At 64.9% G+C, this 18,687-nt stretch carries 14 protein-coding genes and 1 pseudogene; 6 read left to right on the top strand and 9 right to left on the bottom strand.

Going from position 1 to position 18,687, the window contains the following annotated elements; genetic code table 11:
• Positions 1 to 2 precede the first annotated feature (2 nt).
• The 6 genes and pseudogenes from AC1RUK_RS32525 to argH all read right to left on the bottom strand — a co-directional run.
• Positions 3 to 201 (bottom strand): annotated as a pseudogene (locus AC1RUK_RS32525) (IS5/IS1182 family transposase); the annotation flags it as partial.
• A gap of 209 nt (positions 202 to 410) precedes the next feature.
• Positions 411 to 2,999 carry a TIGR02302 family protein gene (locus AC1RUK_RS32530; RefSeq protein WP_481837358.1) on the bottom strand — a complete coding sequence of 863 codons (2,589 nt, stop codon included), beginning with the start codon at positions 2,997 to 2,999 and terminating at the stop codon, positions 411 to 413.
• A gap of 113 nt (positions 3,000 to 3,112) precedes the next feature.
• The gene (locus AC1RUK_RS32535) at positions 3,113 to 4,054 is read right to left on the bottom strand and encodes a threonine/serine dehydratase (RefSeq protein ID WP_481837357.1); all 942 of its coding nucleotides are present in this window, start codon (positions 4,052 to 4,054) and stop codon (positions 3,113 to 3,115) included.
• A gap of 33 nt (positions 4,055 to 4,087) precedes the next feature.
• On the bottom strand, positions 4,088 to 5,368 hold the full coding sequence (gene lysA, locus AC1RUK_RS32540; RefSeq protein WP_481837356.1) for a diaminopimelate decarboxylase: 1,281 nt from the start codon (positions 5,366 to 5,368) through the stop codon (positions 4,088 to 4,090).
• Between the two features lie 52 nt (positions 5,369 to 5,420).
• Positions 5,421 to 5,627 carry a hypothetical protein gene (locus AC1RUK_RS32545; protein WP_120016324.1) on the bottom strand — a complete coding sequence of 69 codons (207 nt, stop codon included), beginning with the start codon at positions 5,625 to 5,627 and terminating at the stop codon, positions 5,421 to 5,423.
• 88 nt (positions 5,628 to 5,715) lie between these two features.
• A complete protein-coding gene (argH, locus tag AC1RUK_RS32550) occupies positions 5,716 to 7,116 on the bottom strand; it encodes an argininosuccinate lyase (RefSeq protein ID WP_481837355.1) in 1,401 nt (466 codons plus the stop codon).
• A 35-nt stretch (positions 7,117 to 7,151) separates the two neighbouring features.
• On the opposite strand from argH, the gene tlpA reads away from it, so the two are divergent.
• Complete coding sequence (gene tlpA, locus AC1RUK_RS32555; RefSeq protein WP_481837354.1) at positions 7,152 to 7,838, top strand: thiol:disulfide interchange protein TlpA; 687 nt, start codon at positions 7,152 to 7,154, stop codon at positions 7,836 to 7,838.
• On the opposite strand, the gene AC1RUK_RS32560 is transcribed toward tlpA, so the two are convergent.
• Positions 7,830 to 10,265 carry an EAL domain-containing protein gene (locus AC1RUK_RS32560; protein ID WP_481837353.1) on the bottom strand — a complete coding sequence of 812 codons (2,436 nt, stop codon included), beginning with the start codon at positions 10,263 to 10,265 and terminating at the stop codon, positions 7,830 to 7,832. The genes tlpA and AC1RUK_RS32560 overlap by 9 nt on opposite strands.
• Positions 10,266 to 10,721: 456 nt before the next feature.
• Here AC1RUK_RS32560 and AC1RUK_RS32565 point away from each other — a divergent pair, with 456 nt between their 5' ends.
• From AC1RUK_RS32565 to AC1RUK_RS32585, 5 genes are all read left to right on the top strand, one after another.
• On the top strand, positions 10,722 to 12,074 hold the full coding sequence (locus AC1RUK_RS32565; protein ID WP_481837352.1) for an extracellular solute-binding protein: 1,353 nt from the start codon (positions 10,722 to 10,724) through the stop codon (positions 12,072 to 12,074).
• A 106-nt stretch (positions 12,075 to 12,180) separates the two neighbouring features.
• Positions 12,181 to 13,065 (top strand): carbohydrate ABC transporter permease, encoded by an 885-nt coding sequence (locus tag AC1RUK_RS32570; RefSeq protein WP_481837351.1) that lies wholly within the window; start codon positions 12,181 to 12,183, stop codon positions 13,063 to 13,065.
• Positions 13,066 to 13,072: 7 nt separating this feature from the next.
• Positions 13,073 to 13,987 carry an ABC transporter permease subunit gene (locus AC1RUK_RS32575; protein ID WP_481837350.1) on the top strand — a complete coding sequence of 305 codons (915 nt, stop codon included), beginning with the start codon at positions 13,073 to 13,075 and terminating at the stop codon, positions 13,985 to 13,987.
• An 11-nt stretch (positions 13,988 to 13,998) separates the two neighbouring features.
• A complete protein-coding gene (locus AC1RUK_RS32580; protein ID WP_481837349.1) occupies positions 13,999 to 15,099 on the top strand; it encodes a sn-glycerol-3-phosphate import ATP-binding protein UgpC in 1,101 nt (366 codons plus the stop codon).
• An 83-nt stretch (positions 15,100 to 15,182) separates the two neighbouring features.
• Positions 15,183 to 15,986: a phosphodiesterase gene (locus AC1RUK_RS32585; RefSeq protein ID WP_481837348.1), complete on the top strand. Its 804-nt coding sequence runs from the start codon at positions 15,183 to 15,185 to the stop codon at positions 15,984 to 15,986.
• 30 nt (positions 15,987 to 16,016) lie between these two features.
• Here AC1RUK_RS32585 and AC1RUK_RS32590 read toward each other — a convergent pair whose 3' ends face one another.
• Positions 16,017 to 17,099, bottom strand: coding sequence for an ABC transporter ATP-binding protein (locus AC1RUK_RS32590; RefSeq protein ID WP_481837347.1), 1,083 nt, complete (start codon positions 17,097 to 17,099; stop codon positions 16,017 to 16,019).
• Positions 17,096 to 18,679 (bottom strand): ABC transporter permease, encoded by a 1,584-nt coding sequence (locus AC1RUK_RS32595; RefSeq protein ID WP_481837346.1) that lies wholly within the window; start codon positions 18,677 to 18,679, stop codon positions 17,096 to 17,098. The genes AC1RUK_RS32590 and AC1RUK_RS32595 overlap by 4 nt, the downstream gene beginning before the upstream one ends.
• Positions 18,680 to 18,687 lie beyond the last annotated feature (8 nt).

Below are 18,687 nucleotides of genomic sequence, written 5' to 3' on the forward strand. Positions count from 1 at the left end.
GATCAATGGGACGGTGCTGCGATGGTGACGACGGCGAGGTAGTTTCTCGCCGTCTTCTCGAAGCGTGTAGCGGCGCGCCTGAACTGCTTGAGTTTCGAAAAGCAGCACTCGATCAGATGCCTCTCGGCACAGAGGTGACTATCGAGCGGGGGGTTTGCGGGCTCTGGACGGGTTGTTTGGGATGACGGCAGTCGCGCCCTTGTGGGGCGACATCCGCTCCCACTGCTCGTCGCTCAGGTCCAGACACTCCAGAACACCCAAGGCTGCCTCCCAAAGAGAAGCCTTGAATCACGATCCGACCGTCAAGGGGAATCCCAGGCAATGTCGAAGATGCGCAGGATCGGGGTGATGGCACCGAGCTTCGGCATGGCGTTGCGACCGTTCGAAGAGGTTGGAAGTGGCAGGACCCGCTATTTCAGTTCCAGCAGCCGCTCGAGATAGCTGCGTTCGATGTCGGGGCTGAGCGCATTGCCGAGCCGCTTGCGGATTGCTTCCAGGATCTGGCGCGCGCGCTGGACGTCGATCTCGTCAGGCACCTTGACCTCTGTGCCGTCGTCGGGGCCCCTTGTGGCGCGCGGCCGGCCGAGCGGGTCGCGATCGGCGTTCTGCTGGCGGCCGCCCTGCTCGCTGCCGCCCTCGTCGCCCTGCATGGCCTGCATCTGCTTCATCATGTCCTTGGCGCCCCTGCGCAGCGCCTCCAGCGCGCGGCCCTGGTGACCGACCGCCTGGTCGCCCTCGCCTTCGCCGAGCGCCTGCTCGGCATTGCCCATGGACTTGCCGGCCTCGCCGAATCCCTCACTGGGCTGCATGCCCATGCCTTCCAGCCCCTTCTTCAACTGCTCAAGGTCGCTTTGGAGCTTGCCCTGGCCTTCCTGAAGCTGCTTCAGCGCTTCGGCGAATTCCTGCGGCGTCATCTGCTTCGGGCGGGCGAGCGGATCGCGGTCGTCGCCCGGGCCGGGTTTGTCCTCATCCTGGCCGCCACCGTTTTCGCCAAGCTGCTCGTCGCGATTCTCGCCGCGCTGGCGCTGGCCGCGCTGCATCTGGTCCATGCGGAAGGTATCGTTCATCATCTCCTGCTGGCGCCGCATGATCTCGCCCAGCTTGTCCATCTGCTGGCGCATCTCGCTGTCCTGCTCGCCGCCGGGCTGGCGACGGCCGGCCTGCAGGTTGTTCATCATGTCCTGCAATTCCGACAAAAGCTGCTGGGCGCGGTCGCGGTCGCCTGACTTCGCCAGGTTCTCGATCTCGTCCATCATGCGATCGATGTCGCTCTGGCGCAGCTCCTGGCCGTTCTGCTGCATCTGCGGTGCGTTCGGGTTCTGCTGCGCGCGCTCGGCGAACTCCTGCAGGAACTGGTTCATCGCCTCGCGCAGTTCCTTCATCAACTTGTCGATCTCTGCGTCGCTGGCGCCGTTCTTGATGGCGTCCTGCAGCGCCTGCTGTGCCTGGCGCAGCCGCCTTTCGGCCGCCGACAGATTGCCTTCCTCGATGCCGAGCGCGATCTCCCACAGATAGGACACCACGTTGCGCAGCTGGTCGTCGCTGCCGGCCATCTTCAGCCGGCTGTGGGCGCTCATGATGGCGAGGTAGTGTGCCATGTTGTCGAAGGTGTCTTCGGGGCGCAGCGTGATGGCATCCATCAGGTCGAGCACGCTAGGCTTGGCATTGGCGTCGAGCGCCAGTATGCGGCGCTGCTCGATCACGGCTCTTGCCAGCGGATTGGAGAAGGGCCGTTCCGGCATGACCAGCGTCTTGGTTTCGCTGCTCGCGGTGTGTCCGGCGTCGTCGGTGGCGACAAGCGTCAGCTTGATGTTGCTGCCGGCCCAGACGTGCTCAGTCAGGTCCTTGCTGGTCTTGGCGGCATTGCCCTTGCCGCCGCGGCGCGGCAGCACCAGCGGCAAGTCGGGCGGTCCATAGAGCGGATGCGCATTCGGCGCCTGCGGGTCGGCGGGCGCGAAAACCGCCTTGGCGGAGGCGGCGCCATAGTCGTCGTCGATCTGGTAGTTGAGCTCGAAGGCGCCGTTGACGGCACGCTTGGGTTCGCCGACGAAACGGATCGTCGGCGGCTTGTCCGGGATCACCGCAAAGGCCCAGTGGCCAAGGTCGTCCTCGCCCGACTTCAAAGTCAGCGTGCCGTCGCTGGTCAGCTTGCCGGTGAACTGGCGCACCTTGGGCGCCGCCGTGTTCGCCACGGGCTTGGCTGCCGGCGACCCAGCCGGGTCGATGGCGCGGGCGCTGCCATTCTTGCCGGCGTAGGCAAGCGTCTCCTCGCCCGAACCGCCGGTGACGCGCAGCGAGACATCGCTGCCTTGCGGAACGGTGAAGGTGGCGGCGGCCTGGTTGGCGTCGGCGGTGAGGAAGATCGGCGGCTTGCCGGTATAGGCAGGCGGCGTCACCCACGCATCGATGCGTGGCGGAACAGTGTCGCGCGCCGCACTCGCGACGAAGCCGTCGCTCAACTTGCCGCCCGAGGGGCCGAAGGAGAAGGCAAAGGCGGTGACGAGCAGCAGCACCGCCACGGCGCGCAGGCCCCAGCGGTCGCGCTCCGGCACGCGGGTGCGCGGCCGGTCGGCGCCAAGGTTGCCCAGCCGCTCCGCCATGCGTTTCTGGTGTTCGCGCCACAACGCCTGCGAAAAGATACTATCGCGGCCGCTTGGCCGGTCGGTCTGCACCAGAACCGGGCTGTGCAGAAGCTCGTTGGCCGCTTCGATGCGCCGATCGATCTCGGCGGCGGAGGGCAGACGGAAAAAACGCAGCGGGTAGAGGGCGGCAAGGCCAGCGATGGCGAACGCCGCGAGGAGGCCGATGCGCACCGGATCGGGCAGAAGCGAAAACAGGCCAAGCCATGAAACACTGAGGAACAGGCTGGCGACAATGCTCAGCGGCAGAAGCAATGGCCAGCCGCGTTCGACAACCATTGAGACCCGCGTCGCCAGCCGGCTCAAGGCAAGGCGCCCGGCCAGTCCGCGATCGCCGCTGGAAGTGGGTCGTTCCGTCATCGGCCCTTCCTGTCCGGGCGGGATAGCCCGAACCTTACGACTCCAAGTTTACCAGCAAACACGGCAAAGGCGAGGCGGTTCCGAAAACGAGAAGAATTCTTGACCGGTTATGGTCAGAATTTTGCGGGATTGGCGTTCGCGCCGCACACCAGAACCGCGATCCGCTCGCCCGGCGCCGGCTGGTAGCGGCCGGACAGCACCGCCGCGAAGGCCGCCGCACCGCCCGGCTCGGAGATGATTCGCACCCGGTCCCACAGCGCTTTCTGGGCGGCGGCGATGTCGTCGTCGCTGACCAGGAGGGAACGCTCGACATAGGCTTCGGCGATCGGGAACATCATTTCGCCGACCCGCTTCGGCGCCAGTGAATCGGCGGCGATGCCTTCGGCCGGCGCGTCGACGGGCCGTCCGGCCTCGAAGGCGAGATGCAGCGTCGGCGCGCCTTCCGGCTCGACGGCGACGATCCTGATGCGGCCGGCAAACCAGGCGGCGATGCCGCCGATCAGGCCGCCGCCGCCGACGGCGACGAGCAAGGTGTCAATCTCGGGCAGGTCGGCCTCGATTTCGAGACCGAGCGTGCCCTGGCCGACCAGCGTCTCCTCCTGGTTGAAGGCGTGGATCTGTAGCGCGCCGGTTTTCTCGGCGAAGCTTTCGCTGGCGGCCAATGCCTCGGCATAGCGGGCGCCGCCGACAACCAGGTCGGCGCCGTAGCCGCGGATGCGGTCGAGCTTGGCCGGCGGGCTGACTTCGGGAACGAAGATGGTGGCCTTGTGGCCGAGCCGCATGGCGGCATAGGCGACCGCCGCGCCATGGTTGCCGCCCGACGCGGCAACGACGCCGGCCGCGGGCACGGGACGTTCGAGGAGATTGGTGAAGGCGCCGCGCGCCTTGAACGAGCCGGAGTGCTGCAGGCATTCGAGCTTGAGGTCGACGGCCAGAGGCGGGCGGCCGAAATCGGCCATGTCCACGCGCAGCACCGGCGTGTGGCGCACGAAGGGCCGGATGCGGGGCTCCATCGCGGCAATGCGTTCGCGGGTGATCAAAATGCCGTCGGCCATGGCTTGCTCCTGGGGATTAACGCGGACTTCGGTTCAAGACGACGGTCTATTCAACCAGTCGGGCACCGAATCCAGTCCAATCAGTTCGTCATAGGTTTGGCGCGGGCGCACGACGTGGAAACGGTCGCCGTCGACCAGCACTTCCGGCACCAGGAGCCGGGTGTTGTAGGTTCCGGCCTGCACCGCGCCATAGGCGCCGGCGGTGGAAATTGCGATCAGGTCGCCGGCCTTCAGCCTGGGCAGGTCGCGGTCGAGACCGATATAGTCGCCGGTCTCGCAGACCGGGCCGACTACGTCGACCGTCATGCGCGGTGCTGCCGCCGGCTGCTGCACCACCGGCCTGATGTCGTGGAAGGCGTCATAGAGCGTCGGCCGGATCAGATCGTTCATGGCGGCGTCGACAACGAGGAAATTCTTGGCGTCGCCTTCCTTCACGAAGATCACTTCCGAGACCAGGATGCCGGCATTGCCGACGATCAGCCGGCCCGGCTCGAACATCACCTTCAGTCCCAACTTGGTGACGTGCTTCCTGACGATCTCGGCATAGGCATCGGGCAGTGGCGGCGGGCTGTTGTCGACGCGGTAGGGAATGCCAAGGCCGCCGCCGAGATCGACATGCTCGATGGCATGCCCGTCGGCGCGCAGCGTGCCGACCAGATCCACGAGCAGGGCAAAGGCATCGTCGAAGGGCTGCAACTCGGTGATCTGGCTGCCGATATGGGTATCGATGCCGGTGACCTTGATGCCAGGCAGCGCTGCCGCGCGGGCATAGACCTGCCTCGCCCTTTGCCAGGGGATGCCGAACTTGTTCTCGGCCTTGCCGGTGGAGATCTTCTTGTGGGTCCTGGCGTCGACGTCCGGGTTGATGCGCAGCGAGACCGGCGCCACCTTGCCGAGTGCTGCGGCGCGGGCCGACAGCAGCTCGAGCTCGGGCTCGGATTCGACGTTGAAGCAGAGGATGCCGGCTGAAAGCGCAAAATCCATTTCGCGCGCGGTCTTGCCGACGCCCGAAAACAGAATCTTGCTGGCCGGGATGCCGGCGGCCAGCGCGCGGCGCAATTCGCCTTCCGAGACGACGTCGGCGCCGGCGCCGAGCCTGGCCAGCGTGCGCAGCACCGCCTGGTTGGAGTTTGCCTTCATGGCATAGCAGACCAGCGCGTCGAGCCCGGCAAAGGCCTGGGCAAAGACGCGAAAATGCCTGGTCAGCGTCGCCGTCGAATAGCAATAGAACGGCGTGCCGACGCTTGCGGCGATATCTGATATCGCCGCGTCCTCGGCGTAGAGCACGCCGTCGCGGTAGTCGAAATGGTTCACGAGAGTGGTTCCGGAAGTTGGAGCACGATGAGATCGGGTGATCTCATCGGCTTTAGAGCAGCGGGTCGAGAATGAACTTCTTGTCCTCGACCGGTTTTTCCGGCTCCGGCGGCACGGGCTGCTTGGCCTTCTCGGCGTCCTTGCGGGCCTGCACGGCGGCCTCGTAAGGGGTGTCGAGGCCGGCCTTCCTGCCGCAAGCCGTCACGGCGGCCATCGCCGCCAGCAACGTCAGCGTCACCAAAATCCTGCTTCCGGTCATCGATCCATCCGTCCGAGAAAAATCCGTTGCCTGCTTCTAGCGAAATTTTTGGGCCTTTGCACCCCGGCAAATCAGGCTGCTGCCGAGGTCACGCCTTGGCCAGACGCTTTTTCCAGTAACGGATCTGCTTCCTCACTTCCGACGGCGCGGTGCCGCCGAAGCTCACGCGGCTCTTGACCGACTTCTGCACGGCCAGCACCGAAAAAATGTCAGCGGTGATGCCGGGATGGATCGACTGCAGAGCCTTGAGCGAGAGCTTCTCCAGACCTAGCTTCTTTTCCTCGGCCAGCGCCACCGCGCGGCCGGTGACGTGATGCGCCTCGCGGAACGGCAGGCCGAGCGTACGCACCAGCCAGTCGGCAAGGTCGGTCGCGGTCGCATGGCCGAAGCCCGCCGCCTTCTTCATGGCGGCTGCATTCACCGTCATGTCGCGCACCATGCCGCTCATCGCCGCCAGCATCAGGTCGAGCGTCTCGGCGGCGTCGAAGACGGATTCCTTGTCTTCCTGCATGTCCTTGCCATAGGTCAGCGGCATGCCCTTCATGACCGTTAGCAGGCCGACCAGGTGGCCGGTGACGCGGCCGGTCTTGCCGCGCACCAGTTCGGCGGCGTCGGGGTTCTTCTTCTGCGGCATGATCGAGGAGCCAGTGGAGAAACTGTCCGACAACCTGACGAAGCCGAATTGCGGCGTCGACCAGATGATGATCTCCTCGGCGAGTCGCGACAGATGCGTGGCACAGATCGCCGCCAGTGCCAGGAACTCGAGCGCGAAATCGCGGTCCGAGACGCTATCGAGCGAGTTGCGCATCGGCTCGCGGAAGCCGAGCGCCTTGGCGGTCTGGTGCCGATCGATGGCAAAGCTGGTGCCGGCAAGCGCCGCCGCGCCCAGCGGGCTTTCGTCCATCCGTTCGATGGCGTCGCGAACGCGCGACAGGTCGCGCGAGAACATCTCGACATAGGCCATGCAGTGATGGCCGAAAGTCACCGGCTGCGCCGCCTGCATGTGGGTGAAGCCCGGCATCACGGTTGCCGCATGCTCCTCGGCCCGTTCCAGGAAGGCCGCGATCAGCCCCTTCAGCGCTTCGGCGACACGGAAACATTCGTCCTTGATCCAGAGCCGGAGGTCGACCGCGACCTGGTCGTTGCGCGAGCGGGCGGTGTGGAGGCGGCCGGCGGCCGGGCCGATCAGATCGGTAAGGCGAGCCTCGACATTCATGTGGATGTCTTCCAGCCTGGTCGAGAATTCGAATGTGCCGGCCTCGATCTCTTTCAGAATCGTGTTCAGCCCGTGAGCGATTTTTTCTTGATCGGCCGCCGAAATAATGCCCGTTTGCGCCAGCATCTCGCTATGGGCGATCGAGCCTCTGATGTCCTGCGCGTAGAGTTTGCGGTCGAACGAGATCGATGCGTTGATCGCTTCCATGATCGCGGCCGGACCCGAGGCAAAACGTCCGCCCCACATCTGGTTGCTGGCCTTCTTGTCGCTCATCGCTATAACCCGTGCTCCGGAGCAGTTTTAAGAAAATGGCAGACGGCAATAGATTATTCCCGGCTCCGCGCCTCATCCTCGCCGCTTTGGTGGCGGGCGTGCTGGCCGGCGCGGTCGCGGTATATGTCAGCGAGAGCCGGTCTGGCAACAACGTGCCGGCGCAAGCCACAGCCGGCGACGGCAAGGACGATGCCGTCTGCGCGGCGAAGGCCGACCGTGCCAAGAAGATTGCGGCTGCCGCCACCGGCCAGGTTGCAGCGCTGTTGCCGGCCGACCCGCCGCAATCGCTGAAAAGCCTTGCCTTCAACGGTCCCGACGGCAAGCCGATGACGCTTGCCGATCATGCCGGAAAGACGGTGCTGCTCAATCTGTGGGCGACATGGTGCGCACCCTGCCGTGCCGAGATGCCGGCGCTCGACGCGTTGCAGAAGGAAAAGGGCAGCGATGCCTTCCAGGTCGTCGCGGTCAATGTCGATACCGGCGACGACGCCAAGCCGAAGAAGTTTCTCGCCGATATCGGCATCGAGACGCTCGGCTACTACCGGGATTCGACGATGGGGCTGTTCAACGACGTCAAGAAGCGCGGCTTGGCATTGGGCCTGCCGGTGACAATGCTGATCGATGGCGAGGGCTGCCTGATCGCCCATATGAACGGGCCCGCCGAATGGTCGAGCCCCGATGCCAAGCGGCTGGTCGAAGCCGCACTTGGCCCGTCAGATTGAGCGCAGCGCCGCGGCCGGCTCCAGCATCAGGATGCTGCCGCCGCGTTGCCTGGCGTCGTCGTTGACCGCTGGCCCCGTCACGCCGGTCAGTTCGCCGAACGTCTCGATGGGGCTCGGCCTGCCAAGATAGAAGCCCTGCCCGATCTCGCAGGCTTCGGCGTCGAGGAAGCGCAGCTCGCCCAATGTCTCGACGCCCTCGGCCAGGACCGGTAGGCCGAGGCCGCGACCCAGTCCCAGCACGGCGCGTACGATCGCCGCGACCTGGCCGTTCCTGTCGACCGATTTGATGAAGGAGCCGTCGATCTTGATCTTGTCGAAGGGAAAGGCGCGAAGGTTGGAAAGCGAGGAATAGCCGGTGCCGAAATCGTCCATGGCGACGCGGACGCCGAGCGCCTTGACCTGCCGCAAGGTCGCCAGCGCGCGCGGCATGTCCTTGACCAGCGCGGTTTCGGTGATCTCCAGCTCGAGCCTGCCCGGCGCCAGGCCGGATCGAAGCAGGACTTCGTGCACCTTGCGGCTGAAATTCGGATTGTGCAGCTGCACGACTGAGACATTGACGGCGACGGTCAGCGGGTTCTTCCAGCGGGCGGCTTCCTCGCAGGCCGTCGCAAGAACCCATTCGCCGATCTGCAGGATGGCGCCGCTGTCCTCGGCCACCGGGATGAACACGGCCGGGGAAACCTCTCCACGCTGCGGGTGCTGCCAGCGGATCAGGGCCTCGAAGCCAATCATCCTGCCGCTGCTGATTTCCTTCTGCGGCTGATAGACGAGGCGAAATTCGTTGCGCGCCACCGCCTGGCGCAAATCGTGTTCCAGCACCCGCCGGTCGCGCGCCTCGGCGCCCATCGAGGCCTCGAAATAGCGGTAGGTGTCCTTGCCTTCGGCCTTGGCGCGATAGAGCGCGGTGTCGGCATGGCTGACGAGGGCTGCCTGTTCGTCCGCATCGAGCGGGTAGAGGGCGATGCCGATGCTGGCCGAGACAAGGCCGCCGCCGGGCGACAGCTTGTTCTCCTCGCGCATTGCGGCAAGCATCGCCTCGGCGATTCGACCCGCCGCCTGGGGATCGGGAAGGTTCGGCGCGATGATGGCGAATTCGTCGCCGCCGAGGCGCGCCAGCATCTGCCCGGGGCGAAGTAAGGCTGACGCGCACTGCGCAACCTTTTGCAGCATGGCGTCGCCGGCGGCATGGCCGAAGAGGTCGTTCACTTCCTTGAACCGGTCGAGGTCGAGCAGCAGCAGCGCGAGATTGCCGCCCTTGCCGCCTCGGCCCGCCACGGCAATTTCGGCTTCGAGGCGGCCCGTGAAGCTGCGGCGGTTGGCAAGCCCGGTCAGCGGGTCGAAATGAGCGAGGCGGACGATCTCCTGCTCGGCCTTCTTGCGTTCGCGGATGTCGCGAACGGCGACCACATCGTGCGGCTTGCCGCAATAGTCGATGCTTCTGGCGATCAGCTCCACGGGTATGCGGGTGCCGTCGTGGCTTCGGAGTTCGGCTTCCTGCGCCTGTCCTTCGACCATGCTCGACGCGGCGCGCTCGCCGAACAGATCGCCGAGCAGCATCGTGTTCAGCGTGCCTGCCGCGATGCCGGTCAGCGCCGCGATGCTGTCATTGGCGCTGACAATGCGGGTGCCGTCGCAGACGATGAGACCCTCCACGGCGGCGTTGGCCAGGCCATGCATGCGCTCGGCCTCGACCTTGTGACGGCGGAAGCGCAGATCGATCCAGAGTGCCGCGGCCGAAAGCACGAGGATCATCAGGCTGACCGCGGCGGCGGCAAAGGCCTGCGACATCGGTTCGACAGTGTATTTCGATATTTCTATGGAGCTGTCCGGGTAGATCGACACCGCGGCCATGGCGATGAAATGCAAGGTGCAGATCGCCAGCGTCAGAAGCACCGCGGCGCCGATTGTCCCCGATGTCGAGGGCCGGCGCAGCACGACGAGAAGCGAGAGTGCGGCAAGCGTGATGCCGGCCACCAGCGAGACGGCGACGAGGAGCTGATCCCAGACGATCCGGCCCTGCACCTCGAACGCCGCCATCCCGGTATAGTGCATGGTGGCGATGCCGCTGCCAAGCACGGCGCCACCGACAAGGTAGTGATCGATGCCGCCGCGCAAGGTGGCGATCCACATGCCGACGGCGGTCAGGATGACGGCGGCGGCAAGCGAAAGCACGGACAGTTCCGCATCGTATGCGTTCGGTATTCCCGGCGAGAACGCAATCATCGCGATGAAGTGGGTCGCCCAGATGCCGAATCCGGTCGAGGTGGCGGCAATCATCAGCCAGGCGAATCGGTTTCTGTTGGTCGACCGATCGACATGGCGAAGCAGATTGATCGCGGAGAAGGAAGAAATGCCACAAATAAGCGCCGCCAGCGCAACCAGTCTCAGATCGTGTTCGTGCACGATACAATTATAGACGGTCAACATCTCGCTTCACCTGATCTTCCCGCAACAATCAAGGCAGTGGTATTGATTAGGGCTCGACGGTTGAAGAATCAGTTATTGCGCATGCAACCGCAGCGTGCTGTGCCGGGTTGTATCGTTCGACGGGCCATTTCGCATTGTTTTATCCGGGCGATCGACCGGTCGTCATTCCAAGCGGACTGTCACGACCAGCGACTCGTGATCGGGGCGGTTCGTCCATCAACTTAGCCGGATAACCACTCGTGTTTGTTCGGGTCTTTGCGCCACCCTGCTGCGCCCTAGCTACCCGGTGCGCCGGTTGTGACGGTTTCATGCCGGCGTGCCGTCGCGGGGAGGAGAGGTTGGCTGTCCACAGGCCTGAAAAGGCACAACAGAACTGTCACATACCTTCTCTATGAGAGCGGCAAAGGACTTGCGCAAAGCCTGATGTCATCAGCCACTCAAGAGGGAATGAAATCCATGTCGATCATCAAGCAGGGCTTAGCTGCCCTTGCCGCCGGCGCTCTCGGTATCGCGCTGGCACGGCCGGCCGCCGCGGAACCGGTCAAATTCGATTTCTGGTTCGGCCTTTCGGGCGACCTGGCACGCGTCGTCGATACGCTGTGCAAGAACTTCAACGCATCGCAGGCCGACTATGAAGTCGTCTGCACCAGCCAGGGCAACTACGACGCCACGCTACAGAACACCATCGCCGCCTTCCGCGCCGGCAAGCAGCCCACCGTCGTCCAGGTCTATGACGTCGGCACCGCGACGATGATGCTGTCGGGCGCCTACAAGCCGGCCGACAAGCTGATGGAAGAAAACGGCTACAAGATCGACTACAGCGACTATTTCCCCGGCATCGCCCGCTACTACGCGACGTCGAAGGGCGAGATGCTGTCCTTCCCGTTCAATTCCTCGACCGCTCTGATGTACTGGAACAAGGACGCCTTCGCCAAGATCGGCAAGACCGAGGCGCCGAAGACCTGGGAAGAGGTCGGCGCCGACCTTCAGGCGATGAAGGACGCCGGCTATGAATGCCCGATGGCGATCAACATCTCCGCCAACGAAAGCTGGCAACTGATGGAGCAGTTCTCCGCCATCCACAACCAGCCGATCGCCTCCAAGAACAACGGCTATGACGGTCTCGACGCCCGCCTCGAAGTCAACAAGACCAAGTTCGTCCAGTATGTCGGCGACCTCAAGAAGTGGTATGACGCCGGCCTGATCAAGATCAAATCCAAGGATCTCGGCCAGGACATGGTCCAGGCCTTCGCGTCCGGCACCTGCCAGGTCATCATGAGTTCGGTCGGCGACCACGGCACCGTCGGCAAGACGCATAAGGAAGGCATGAGCTGGGACGTCGCCGAGCTTCCGACCTATGCCGGCACCGAGCGCAAGAATTCACTGGTCGGCGGCGCCTCGCTGTGGGTGCTGTCCGGCAAGTCGGATGCCGAGTACAAGGGCGCGGCCGCGTTCCTGAACTTCATCCACGACCCCAAGACGGCTTTGTTCTGGTCGACCAACACCGGCTACATCCCGGTGACGAAGTCGGGCTTCGAGTACATGAAGTCCACTGGCTTCTACGACAAGGCGCCCTACAAGGGCCGTGAAACCGCGATCGCCAGCCTGACCGCGTCGGAACCGACCGAGATTACCCGCGGTATCCGGCTCGGCAATTTCACCCAGATCCGCGCCGAATTCGGCACTGAGATGCAGGCAATCTTCGCCAACAAGGTCAGCGTCCAGGAAGGCATCGACACGCTGGTCAAGAACGGCGATGCGATCCTCGACCGCTTCCAGCAGACCTATCCCGACAAGACGCTGCCCTGATTTCAGGTACTGCCACGGCCGCCCGCCGAGAATCGACGGGCGGCCATTTCGCATCTAGTGTCCTCTCGGGAAAGCGGGCTGGCGGTTCAACGGCGTCGGCGGATCGATGGAAAAACGCGTCACCTTCAGCAGATGGTCGATCGGCATCCTGTTCGCGGTGCCGCAGCTGATCCTGATCTTCACCTTCTTCTACTGGCCGGCCGGCCAAGCCGTCTATTGGTCGCTGACGCTGCAGCAGCCCTGGGGCGGCGGCAACATCTGGGTCGGGCTGGATAATTTCCGCTCGATCCTGTCCAACGCCGATTACTGGAACTCGATCACCGCCAGTCTGACCTTTGCCGCGATCAGCACCGGTCTTGCCATGCTCATCGCCCTGGTGCTCGCCACCTTGACGGACCGGCAACTGGCCGGCTCACGGCTCTATCGCGTGGTGCTGATCTGGCCCTACGGCATCGCCGCGCCGGCGCTGGCGATGGCTTTCCGTTTCATCCTGGCACCGGAAGCCGGCTTCATGGCTGTCGTCAACCAGGTCTGGCCCGGCTTCTGGGACCCTGGCCTTGACGGCACCGATGCCATGGCTTCCATCATCGTTGCCTTTTCCTGGAAGTATGTCGGCTACAACTTCATCTTCTTCCTCGCCGCCCTGCAGGCCATCCCGCGTTCGCTGATCGAGGCGGCGGCAATGGACGGCTCCGGCGTCATCAGGCGGTTCTGGGATATCCAGTTCCCGCTGATCACGCCGACGATCTTCTTCCTGCTGGTCATCAACATCACCGAGAGCTTCCAGGATTCCTTCGGCATCATCGACATCATGACATCGGGCGGGCCGGCCAACGCGACCAATTTGATGGTCTACAAGATCTATTCCGACGGCTTCAAAGGCCTCGATTATTCGGGCGCGGCCGCACAGAGCATCATCCTGATGCTGCTCATCATCGTGCTGACCATCTTCCAGTTCCGCTTCATCGAGCGGCGCGTGCATTATCGCTGAGGCGGCCATGGTCGAGCGCACCCCGATCCTCAATTTCCTGACGCATGTGATCCTGTTCGTCGGCTTCGTTTTTTGCGTCGCGCCGTTCGTCATCGTGGCGATCGCCGCGTCGCACAATCTCAAGGACGTCAACGACGTGCCGATGTCGCTGCTGCCGGGCAGTGACTTCTGGGTGAACATCAAGACAGCGTGGACGACGGCCGACCTCGGCCCGAAACTGCTCAACAGCTTCATCATGGCCGCCGGCGTGGCGGCGGGCAAAGTCATCATCTCGGCGCTTACCGCCTTCTCGATCGTCTATTTCCGCTATCCCGGCCGCATGCTGATCTTCTGGTTGATCTTCGTGACGCTGATGCTGCCGCTCGAAGTGCGCATCGTGCCGACATACGCGGTCGTCGCCAACGTGCTGTCGCCCTATCAGACCATCCTCGACCTGACCGGCCTGAGCTGGCTTATCGAAAAAGTCTCGGGCGTCCAGGTTTCGCTCAGCCTTGGCCTTCTCAACTCCTACAGCGGATTGATCCTGCCGCTGATCGCCACCGCCACTGGGACCTTCCTCTACCGGCAGTTCTTCCTGACGGTGCCGGACGAGCTGACCGAAGCCGCGCGCATGGACGGCGCCGGCGCGGTGCGCTTCTTCATCGACATCCTGCTGCCGCTGTCGCGCAACAACATGGCGGCGCTCGGAACCATCATGTTCCTGTGGGCGTGGAACCAGTATCTGTGGCCGCTGCTCATCACCACCGATCAGTCGCATGCGACGGCAGTGACCGAACTCAAGCAGCTCATCCCGAATGTCGGCGGCATACCGGAATGGAACATCGCCATGGCCGGCACGCTCATCGTCATGCTGCCGCCACTGGTCGTCGTCGTGGTCATGCAGCGCTGGTTCGTGCGCGGCCTGATCGCCACCGAAAAGTAGGAGACGAAAAGATGGCCTCCATCACCATTCGCGACGTCCACAAAAGTTACGCCAAAATGCAGGTCGTGCATGGCGTCGACCTCGACATCGTGTCGGGCGAATTCGTCGTCATCCTCGGTCCATCCGGCTGCGGCAAGTCCACGCTGCTCCGGATGATCGCCGGGCTGGAGGAGATTTCCGGCGGCACGATCGCCATCGACGGCACCGTGGTCAACAAGCTCGAGCCGCGCGAGCGCGGCTGCGCCATGGTGTTTCAGAACTATGCGCTCTATCCGCATATGAGCGTGGCGCAGAATATCGGCTATTCGCTGAAGGTCGCCGGCGTTCCCACCGCCGAGCGCACCCAGCGCATCCAGGCAGTCGCCCGGATCCTGGAGCTAGAACAGCTGCTCGACCGCAAGCCGATGGCGCTGTCGGGTGGCCAGCGCCAGCGCGTCGCCATGGGCCGTGCCATGATCCGCGAGCCCAAGGTTTTTCTCTTCGACGAACCGCTTTCCAACCTCGACGCCAAGCTGCGCGTGCAGATGCGTTCGGAAATCCGCAAGCTGCACCGCCGGCTGAGCGCAACCTCGGTGTTCGTCACACACGACCAGGTCGAGGCGATGACGCTCGCCGACCGGCTGGTGGTGATGAATGGCGGCCGCGTCGAACAGGTCGGCACGCCCAGCGAAATCTACAGCCGGCCGGCGAGCCGCTTCGTTGCCACCTTCGTCGGCGCGCCAGCCATGAACATGCTCGAAGGGACCGTCACGCTCGACGGGCTGTCGCTTCTCGATGGCAGCCGGCGCCTGGCCGTTTCGCGTGCCGGCCTGCCGGTCGGCACTAAGGTCGCGGTGGGTATCCGGCCGGAAGCCGTGCGCCTGGTCGCGCCCGGCACGCCGGGCGCACTCAATGCCACCGTCGATCTAGTCGAGGAACTGGGCGCGGGCCGCGTCGTCTATGTCGACCTCGACGGCGCGGCGTTTTCCGTGATGACGTCGGAGGCTGTCCATCCGGCGCCGGGCAGCTCGGTCGGCCTGCAGTTTTCCGAGGCCGACCTGCATTTCTTCTCCTCCGAGACGGGAAGCCGCCTCGACGTCTTCAAGGCATCGGTGCCGGTCCCCGCACTCTGATCTTCGCGGCCGTTCGCAAGGTCATTCCTGCCCTCTCCGGGCGTTCAGAAAATTCCCCCGTCGGATCGAAGAAGGGCCGCGCAATGAAAATCATCCAGGTCACCGACGTGCATCTCGGCCGGCGAGGCGAAATTCGCTACGGCGCGGATCTGCATGAGCGGCTCGATCGCTGCATCGCACATATCAACGCGCGTCATGGTGATGCAGCGCTTTGCGTCCTCACCGGCGACCTGACCGAATCCGGTGAGGCCCAGAGCTATGCCGATCTGAAATCGGCCCTGGGCCGGCTTTCCCTGCCTTACCGGCTGCTGCCCGGAAATCACGACAGGCGCGCCAACCTCGTCGCGGCATTTCCCGAAAACCCGGTCGACGACGATGGCTTCGTGCAGTCGGTCTTCGAGACGCCTGAAGCCTCGCTGCTGTTCCTCGACAGCCTGGCCGAAGGCCGCGTCACCGGCGAATTGTGCGACAAGCGGCTTGGCTGGCTCGACGCGCGGCTCAGCGAAGCAGCAGGACGGCAGGCCTACATCTTCCTGCACCATCCACCGGTCGAGCTCGGCCTGCCGCTGCTCGATCCGCTCGGGCTCGAACAGCCCACGCGCTTCCTGGAACTGCTCAAGCGCCACGGCAATGTCGGCCACATCTTCTTCGGCCATGTCCATCGCGACATTGCTGGCACAGTCGCCGGCATCCCGTTTACCGCGCAACGTGGGCTGCATGCCCGCTTCGCGCTCGATCTGGTGGGAGAGGAGGTGGTCGAGCAGGCGCCGCCCACCTACGCGATCGTGCTCATCGACGCTGCCGCCCGACGGGTGGTCGTGCACAATTGCGACTTCCTCGAACAGTGGCCCACCTATTCGACGGCGACGGGCAAGCTCATCGCCTAGCAGCGCCGGCCCCAGCCGGCGCAGGACCAGTCAGGCAAACACATGCGCCTTGCCTGAAACTGTCAGCCGGACGATCTCGCCAAGGGCCGGCGCGTCCATGCCGGGCTTGCGCAGGATGAGCGGCGTGTTGCCGATGGCGGCGGCGTCCGGCGGATCGGGGCTGTTCAGGAGCCGCACGGCGATGGTGCACATGGAACCAGCGAATTCGGATTCCGTAACCTCGCCGAACAGCATGTCCGGCGTGCCCGACATGCCTTCGCGCGACGTCCTTTTCAGCATCACCTGCTCCGGCCGCAGCATGATGCGGGCGACGTCGCGCCGCTCGGAGGTGTCGACGGCGATGCGGCCGAGCGGCGAAGTGGCGAAGCCGTCTGCTATCCTTGCCGGTAGGATGATGGCGTCGCCAAGGAACTCGGCGATCATCCTGTCCTTCGGCTGGAAATAGAGCTCGCGCGGCGTGCCGACCTGCGAGAACAGGCCGTCGCGCATCACCGCCACCTGGCTGGCGAAGGACAGCGCCTCGGCCTGGTCGTGAGTGACCAGGATGGTGGTGATCCCCGCTGCTTCCAGAAGCTCGGCCACGGCCTTGCGCATCGAGGCGCGCAGGCCGGTGTCGAGGGCCGAGAACGGCTCGTCGAGCAGCATCAGCCTGGGTTTCATCGCCATGGCGCGGGCCAGCGCCACGCGCTGCTGTTGGCCGCCGGAGAGCTCGTGCGGGCGGCGTTTCAGGATCGCCTTGTCCAGCCCGACGATATAGGCGAGCTCGACGATGTGCTCGGCGCGCCTGTCGGCGCCGCGCGCCATGCCGAAACCGATATTGTCGGCAATGGTCAGATGCGGGAACAGGGCGCCGTCCTGCGCCACAACGCCGATGCCGCGGCGATGCGCCGGCACGGCGGCACCGCCATTGGCCAGCACCTCGCCGTCGAGCGTGATGCGGCCCTGGTCGGGCGCTTCGAAACCGGCGATCAGCCTGAGCAGGGTCGTCTTGCCGCAGCCGGACGGTCCGACGATCGCCGTGCGGCTGCCGCTGGCGACGCTGAGGTCGACGCCGGCAAGTGCCGCCACCGGGCCGTAGTGCTTTTGCACGCCGCTGAGTTCGAGAAAGCTCATCGTCCAGCCATCCTTTTCGACTGGACGTAAAGCAGCCAGGTCAAAGGCAGTGACATCGCCACCATGATGAGGGCGTAAGGGGCGGCCGAGGCATAGTCGATCTCGCCGCTATAGGACCAGAACGCCATCGCCAGCGTGCGGGTGCCGTTGGGCGCTAGCATCTGGGTTGCGGTCAGTTCGTTGGTGATGCCGAGCGCCACCAGCGCCATGCCGGCCGCAGCACCGGGCGCCGACAGGCGGATCGTCGTCGCCCACAGCGCCTTGAGCGGCGGCCGGCCGAGGCTCGAGGCAGCGCGTTCGAGTTCGACCGGCGCCTGCGCGATCGACGCCCTTAGGCTGATCAAAGCGCGCGGCAAGAACATCAGCGCATAAGCGAAAAGGATGGTGAACAGGGTCTGGTAGAGCGGCATGGCGATGCGCACCGTGATGGTGACCAGCGTCAGCGCGATGACGACGCCGGGCAGGGAGCCGACGATGTAGTTGCAGCCTTCGAGAAGGCGTTGCAATGGTCCAGGCGCGCGGATCGAAATCCATGCCATCGGCATGGCGGCGATCGTTGCGAGCAGCGCGCCGCCAAGCGCCAGGAAAAGGGTCTGGCCAAGTGCAAGGCCGATCTCGTCGAGGCGCCAGACATCGGCGCCGCCGGCGATCAGCCAGCGGCCGATGGTGACGAAAGGCACGCCGAGCGAAAGCAGCGCGGTGACGGCGGGCAGCGCCAGGCAGACAAGCGTGGCGCGGCCGAGCCGCGTGCGCTGCTGCTGGCGCGCCGCACCGGAGCCGACCCGGGCATAGCGCTCCTCGCCGCGCACCAGCACTTCCACCCCGAGCAGCACGAAGCAGCACGTCACCAGCACCGCGGCCAGCATGTTGGCGGCCGGTCCGTTGAAGGTCGACTGGAACTGGTCGACGATCGCGGTGGTGAAGGTGTCGAAGCGGATGAGGACGTAGAGGCCGTATTCGGCAAGCAAATGCAGGCCGACCAGCAGCGAGCCGCCGCAGATGGCGAGCCTCAGCTGCGGCAGCACGACGCGGGCGAAGACCCGCCATGGGCCGAGACCAAGGGCAGCGGCGGCATCCTCAAGCGCGGGGTCGAGACGACGCAGCGCGGCCGCGATCGGCAGGTAGAGGAACGGTAAATAGGCAAGGACCGAAACCAGCACCCCGGCCCACAGGCCGTGCAGTCCCGGCACCAGGCTGATCCAGGCATAGGAGTGGACGAAAGCGGGGATGGCGAGCGGCGCCACCGACAGCCACGCCCACAGGCGGGCGCCGGGCAGGTCGCTGCGTTCGGTCAGCCAGGCCAGCGTCACCGACAGCACGATCGAAATCGGAACCGCCACCGCCACCAGAAGGACGGTGTTGAGCAGGAGTTCGCCGACGCGTGGACGGAAGACCAGCGCCGATGCGGTTTCCCAGCCGGTCTGCGCCGCCACCCAGACGATGAAGGCAAGCGGCAGCAATGCGAGCAGCGAGACAAAAGTGGCCGCGAGCAGGATCCAGGAGAGGGGCCGACGGCGCGTCCCGTGCCCGGCCACGAGGCCGGCCGGCAGGCCCGGACGCGGAAGGTCGACCGCTTGCATCAGGCCGG

The sequence above is a fragment of the Mesorhizobium monacense genome (assembly GCF_056781675.1).

Coding starts and splice junctions, on each gene's coding strand:
- AC1RUK_RS32530 (WP_481837358.1), bottom strand. CDS start 2,999: ATGACGGAACGACCCACTTCCAGCGGCGATCGCGGACTGGCCGGGCGC.
- AC1RUK_RS32535 (WP_481837357.1), bottom strand. CDS start 4,054: ATGGCCGACGGCATTTTGATCACCCGCGAACGCATTGCCGCGATGGAG.
- AC1RUK_RS32545 (WP_120016324.1), bottom strand. CDS start 5,627: ATGACCGGAAGCAGGATTTTGGTGACGCTGACGTTGCTGGCGGCGATG.
- argH (WP_481837355.1), bottom strand. CDS start 7,116: ATGAGCGACAAGAAGGCCAGCAACCAGATGTGGGGCGGACGTTTTGCC.
- tlpA (WP_481837354.1), top strand. CDS start 7,152: ATGGCAGACGGCAATAGATTATTCCCGGCTCCGCGCCTCATCCTCGCC.
- AC1RUK_RS32560 (WP_481837353.1), bottom strand. CDS start 10,265: ATGTTGACCGTCTATAATTGTATCGTGCACGAACACGATCTGAGACTG.
- AC1RUK_RS32565 (WP_481837352.1), top strand. CDS start 10,722: ATGTCGATCATCAAGCAGGGCTTAGCTGCCCTTGCCGCCGGCGCTCTC.
- AC1RUK_RS32570 (WP_481837351.1), top strand. CDS start 12,181: ATGGAAAAACGCGTCACCTTCAGCAGATGGTCGATCGGCATCCTGTTC.
- AC1RUK_RS32575 (WP_481837350.1), top strand. CDS start 13,073: ATGGTCGAGCGCACCCCGATCCTCAATTTCCTGACGCATGTGATCCTG.
- AC1RUK_RS32580 (WP_481837349.1), top strand. CDS start 13,999: ATGGCCTCCATCACCATTCGCGACGTCCACAAAAGTTACGCCAAAATG.
- AC1RUK_RS32585 (WP_481837348.1), top strand. CDS start 15,183: ATGAAAATCATCCAGGTCACCGACGTGCATCTCGGCCGGCGAGGCGAA.
- AC1RUK_RS32590 (WP_481837347.1), bottom strand. CDS start 17,099: ATGAGCTTTCTCGAACTCAGCGGCGTGCAAAAGCACTACGGCCCGGTG.
- AC1RUK_RS32595 (WP_481837346.1), bottom strand. CDS start 18,679: ATGCAAGCGGTCGACCTTCCGCGTCCGGGCCTGCCGGCCGGCCTCGTG.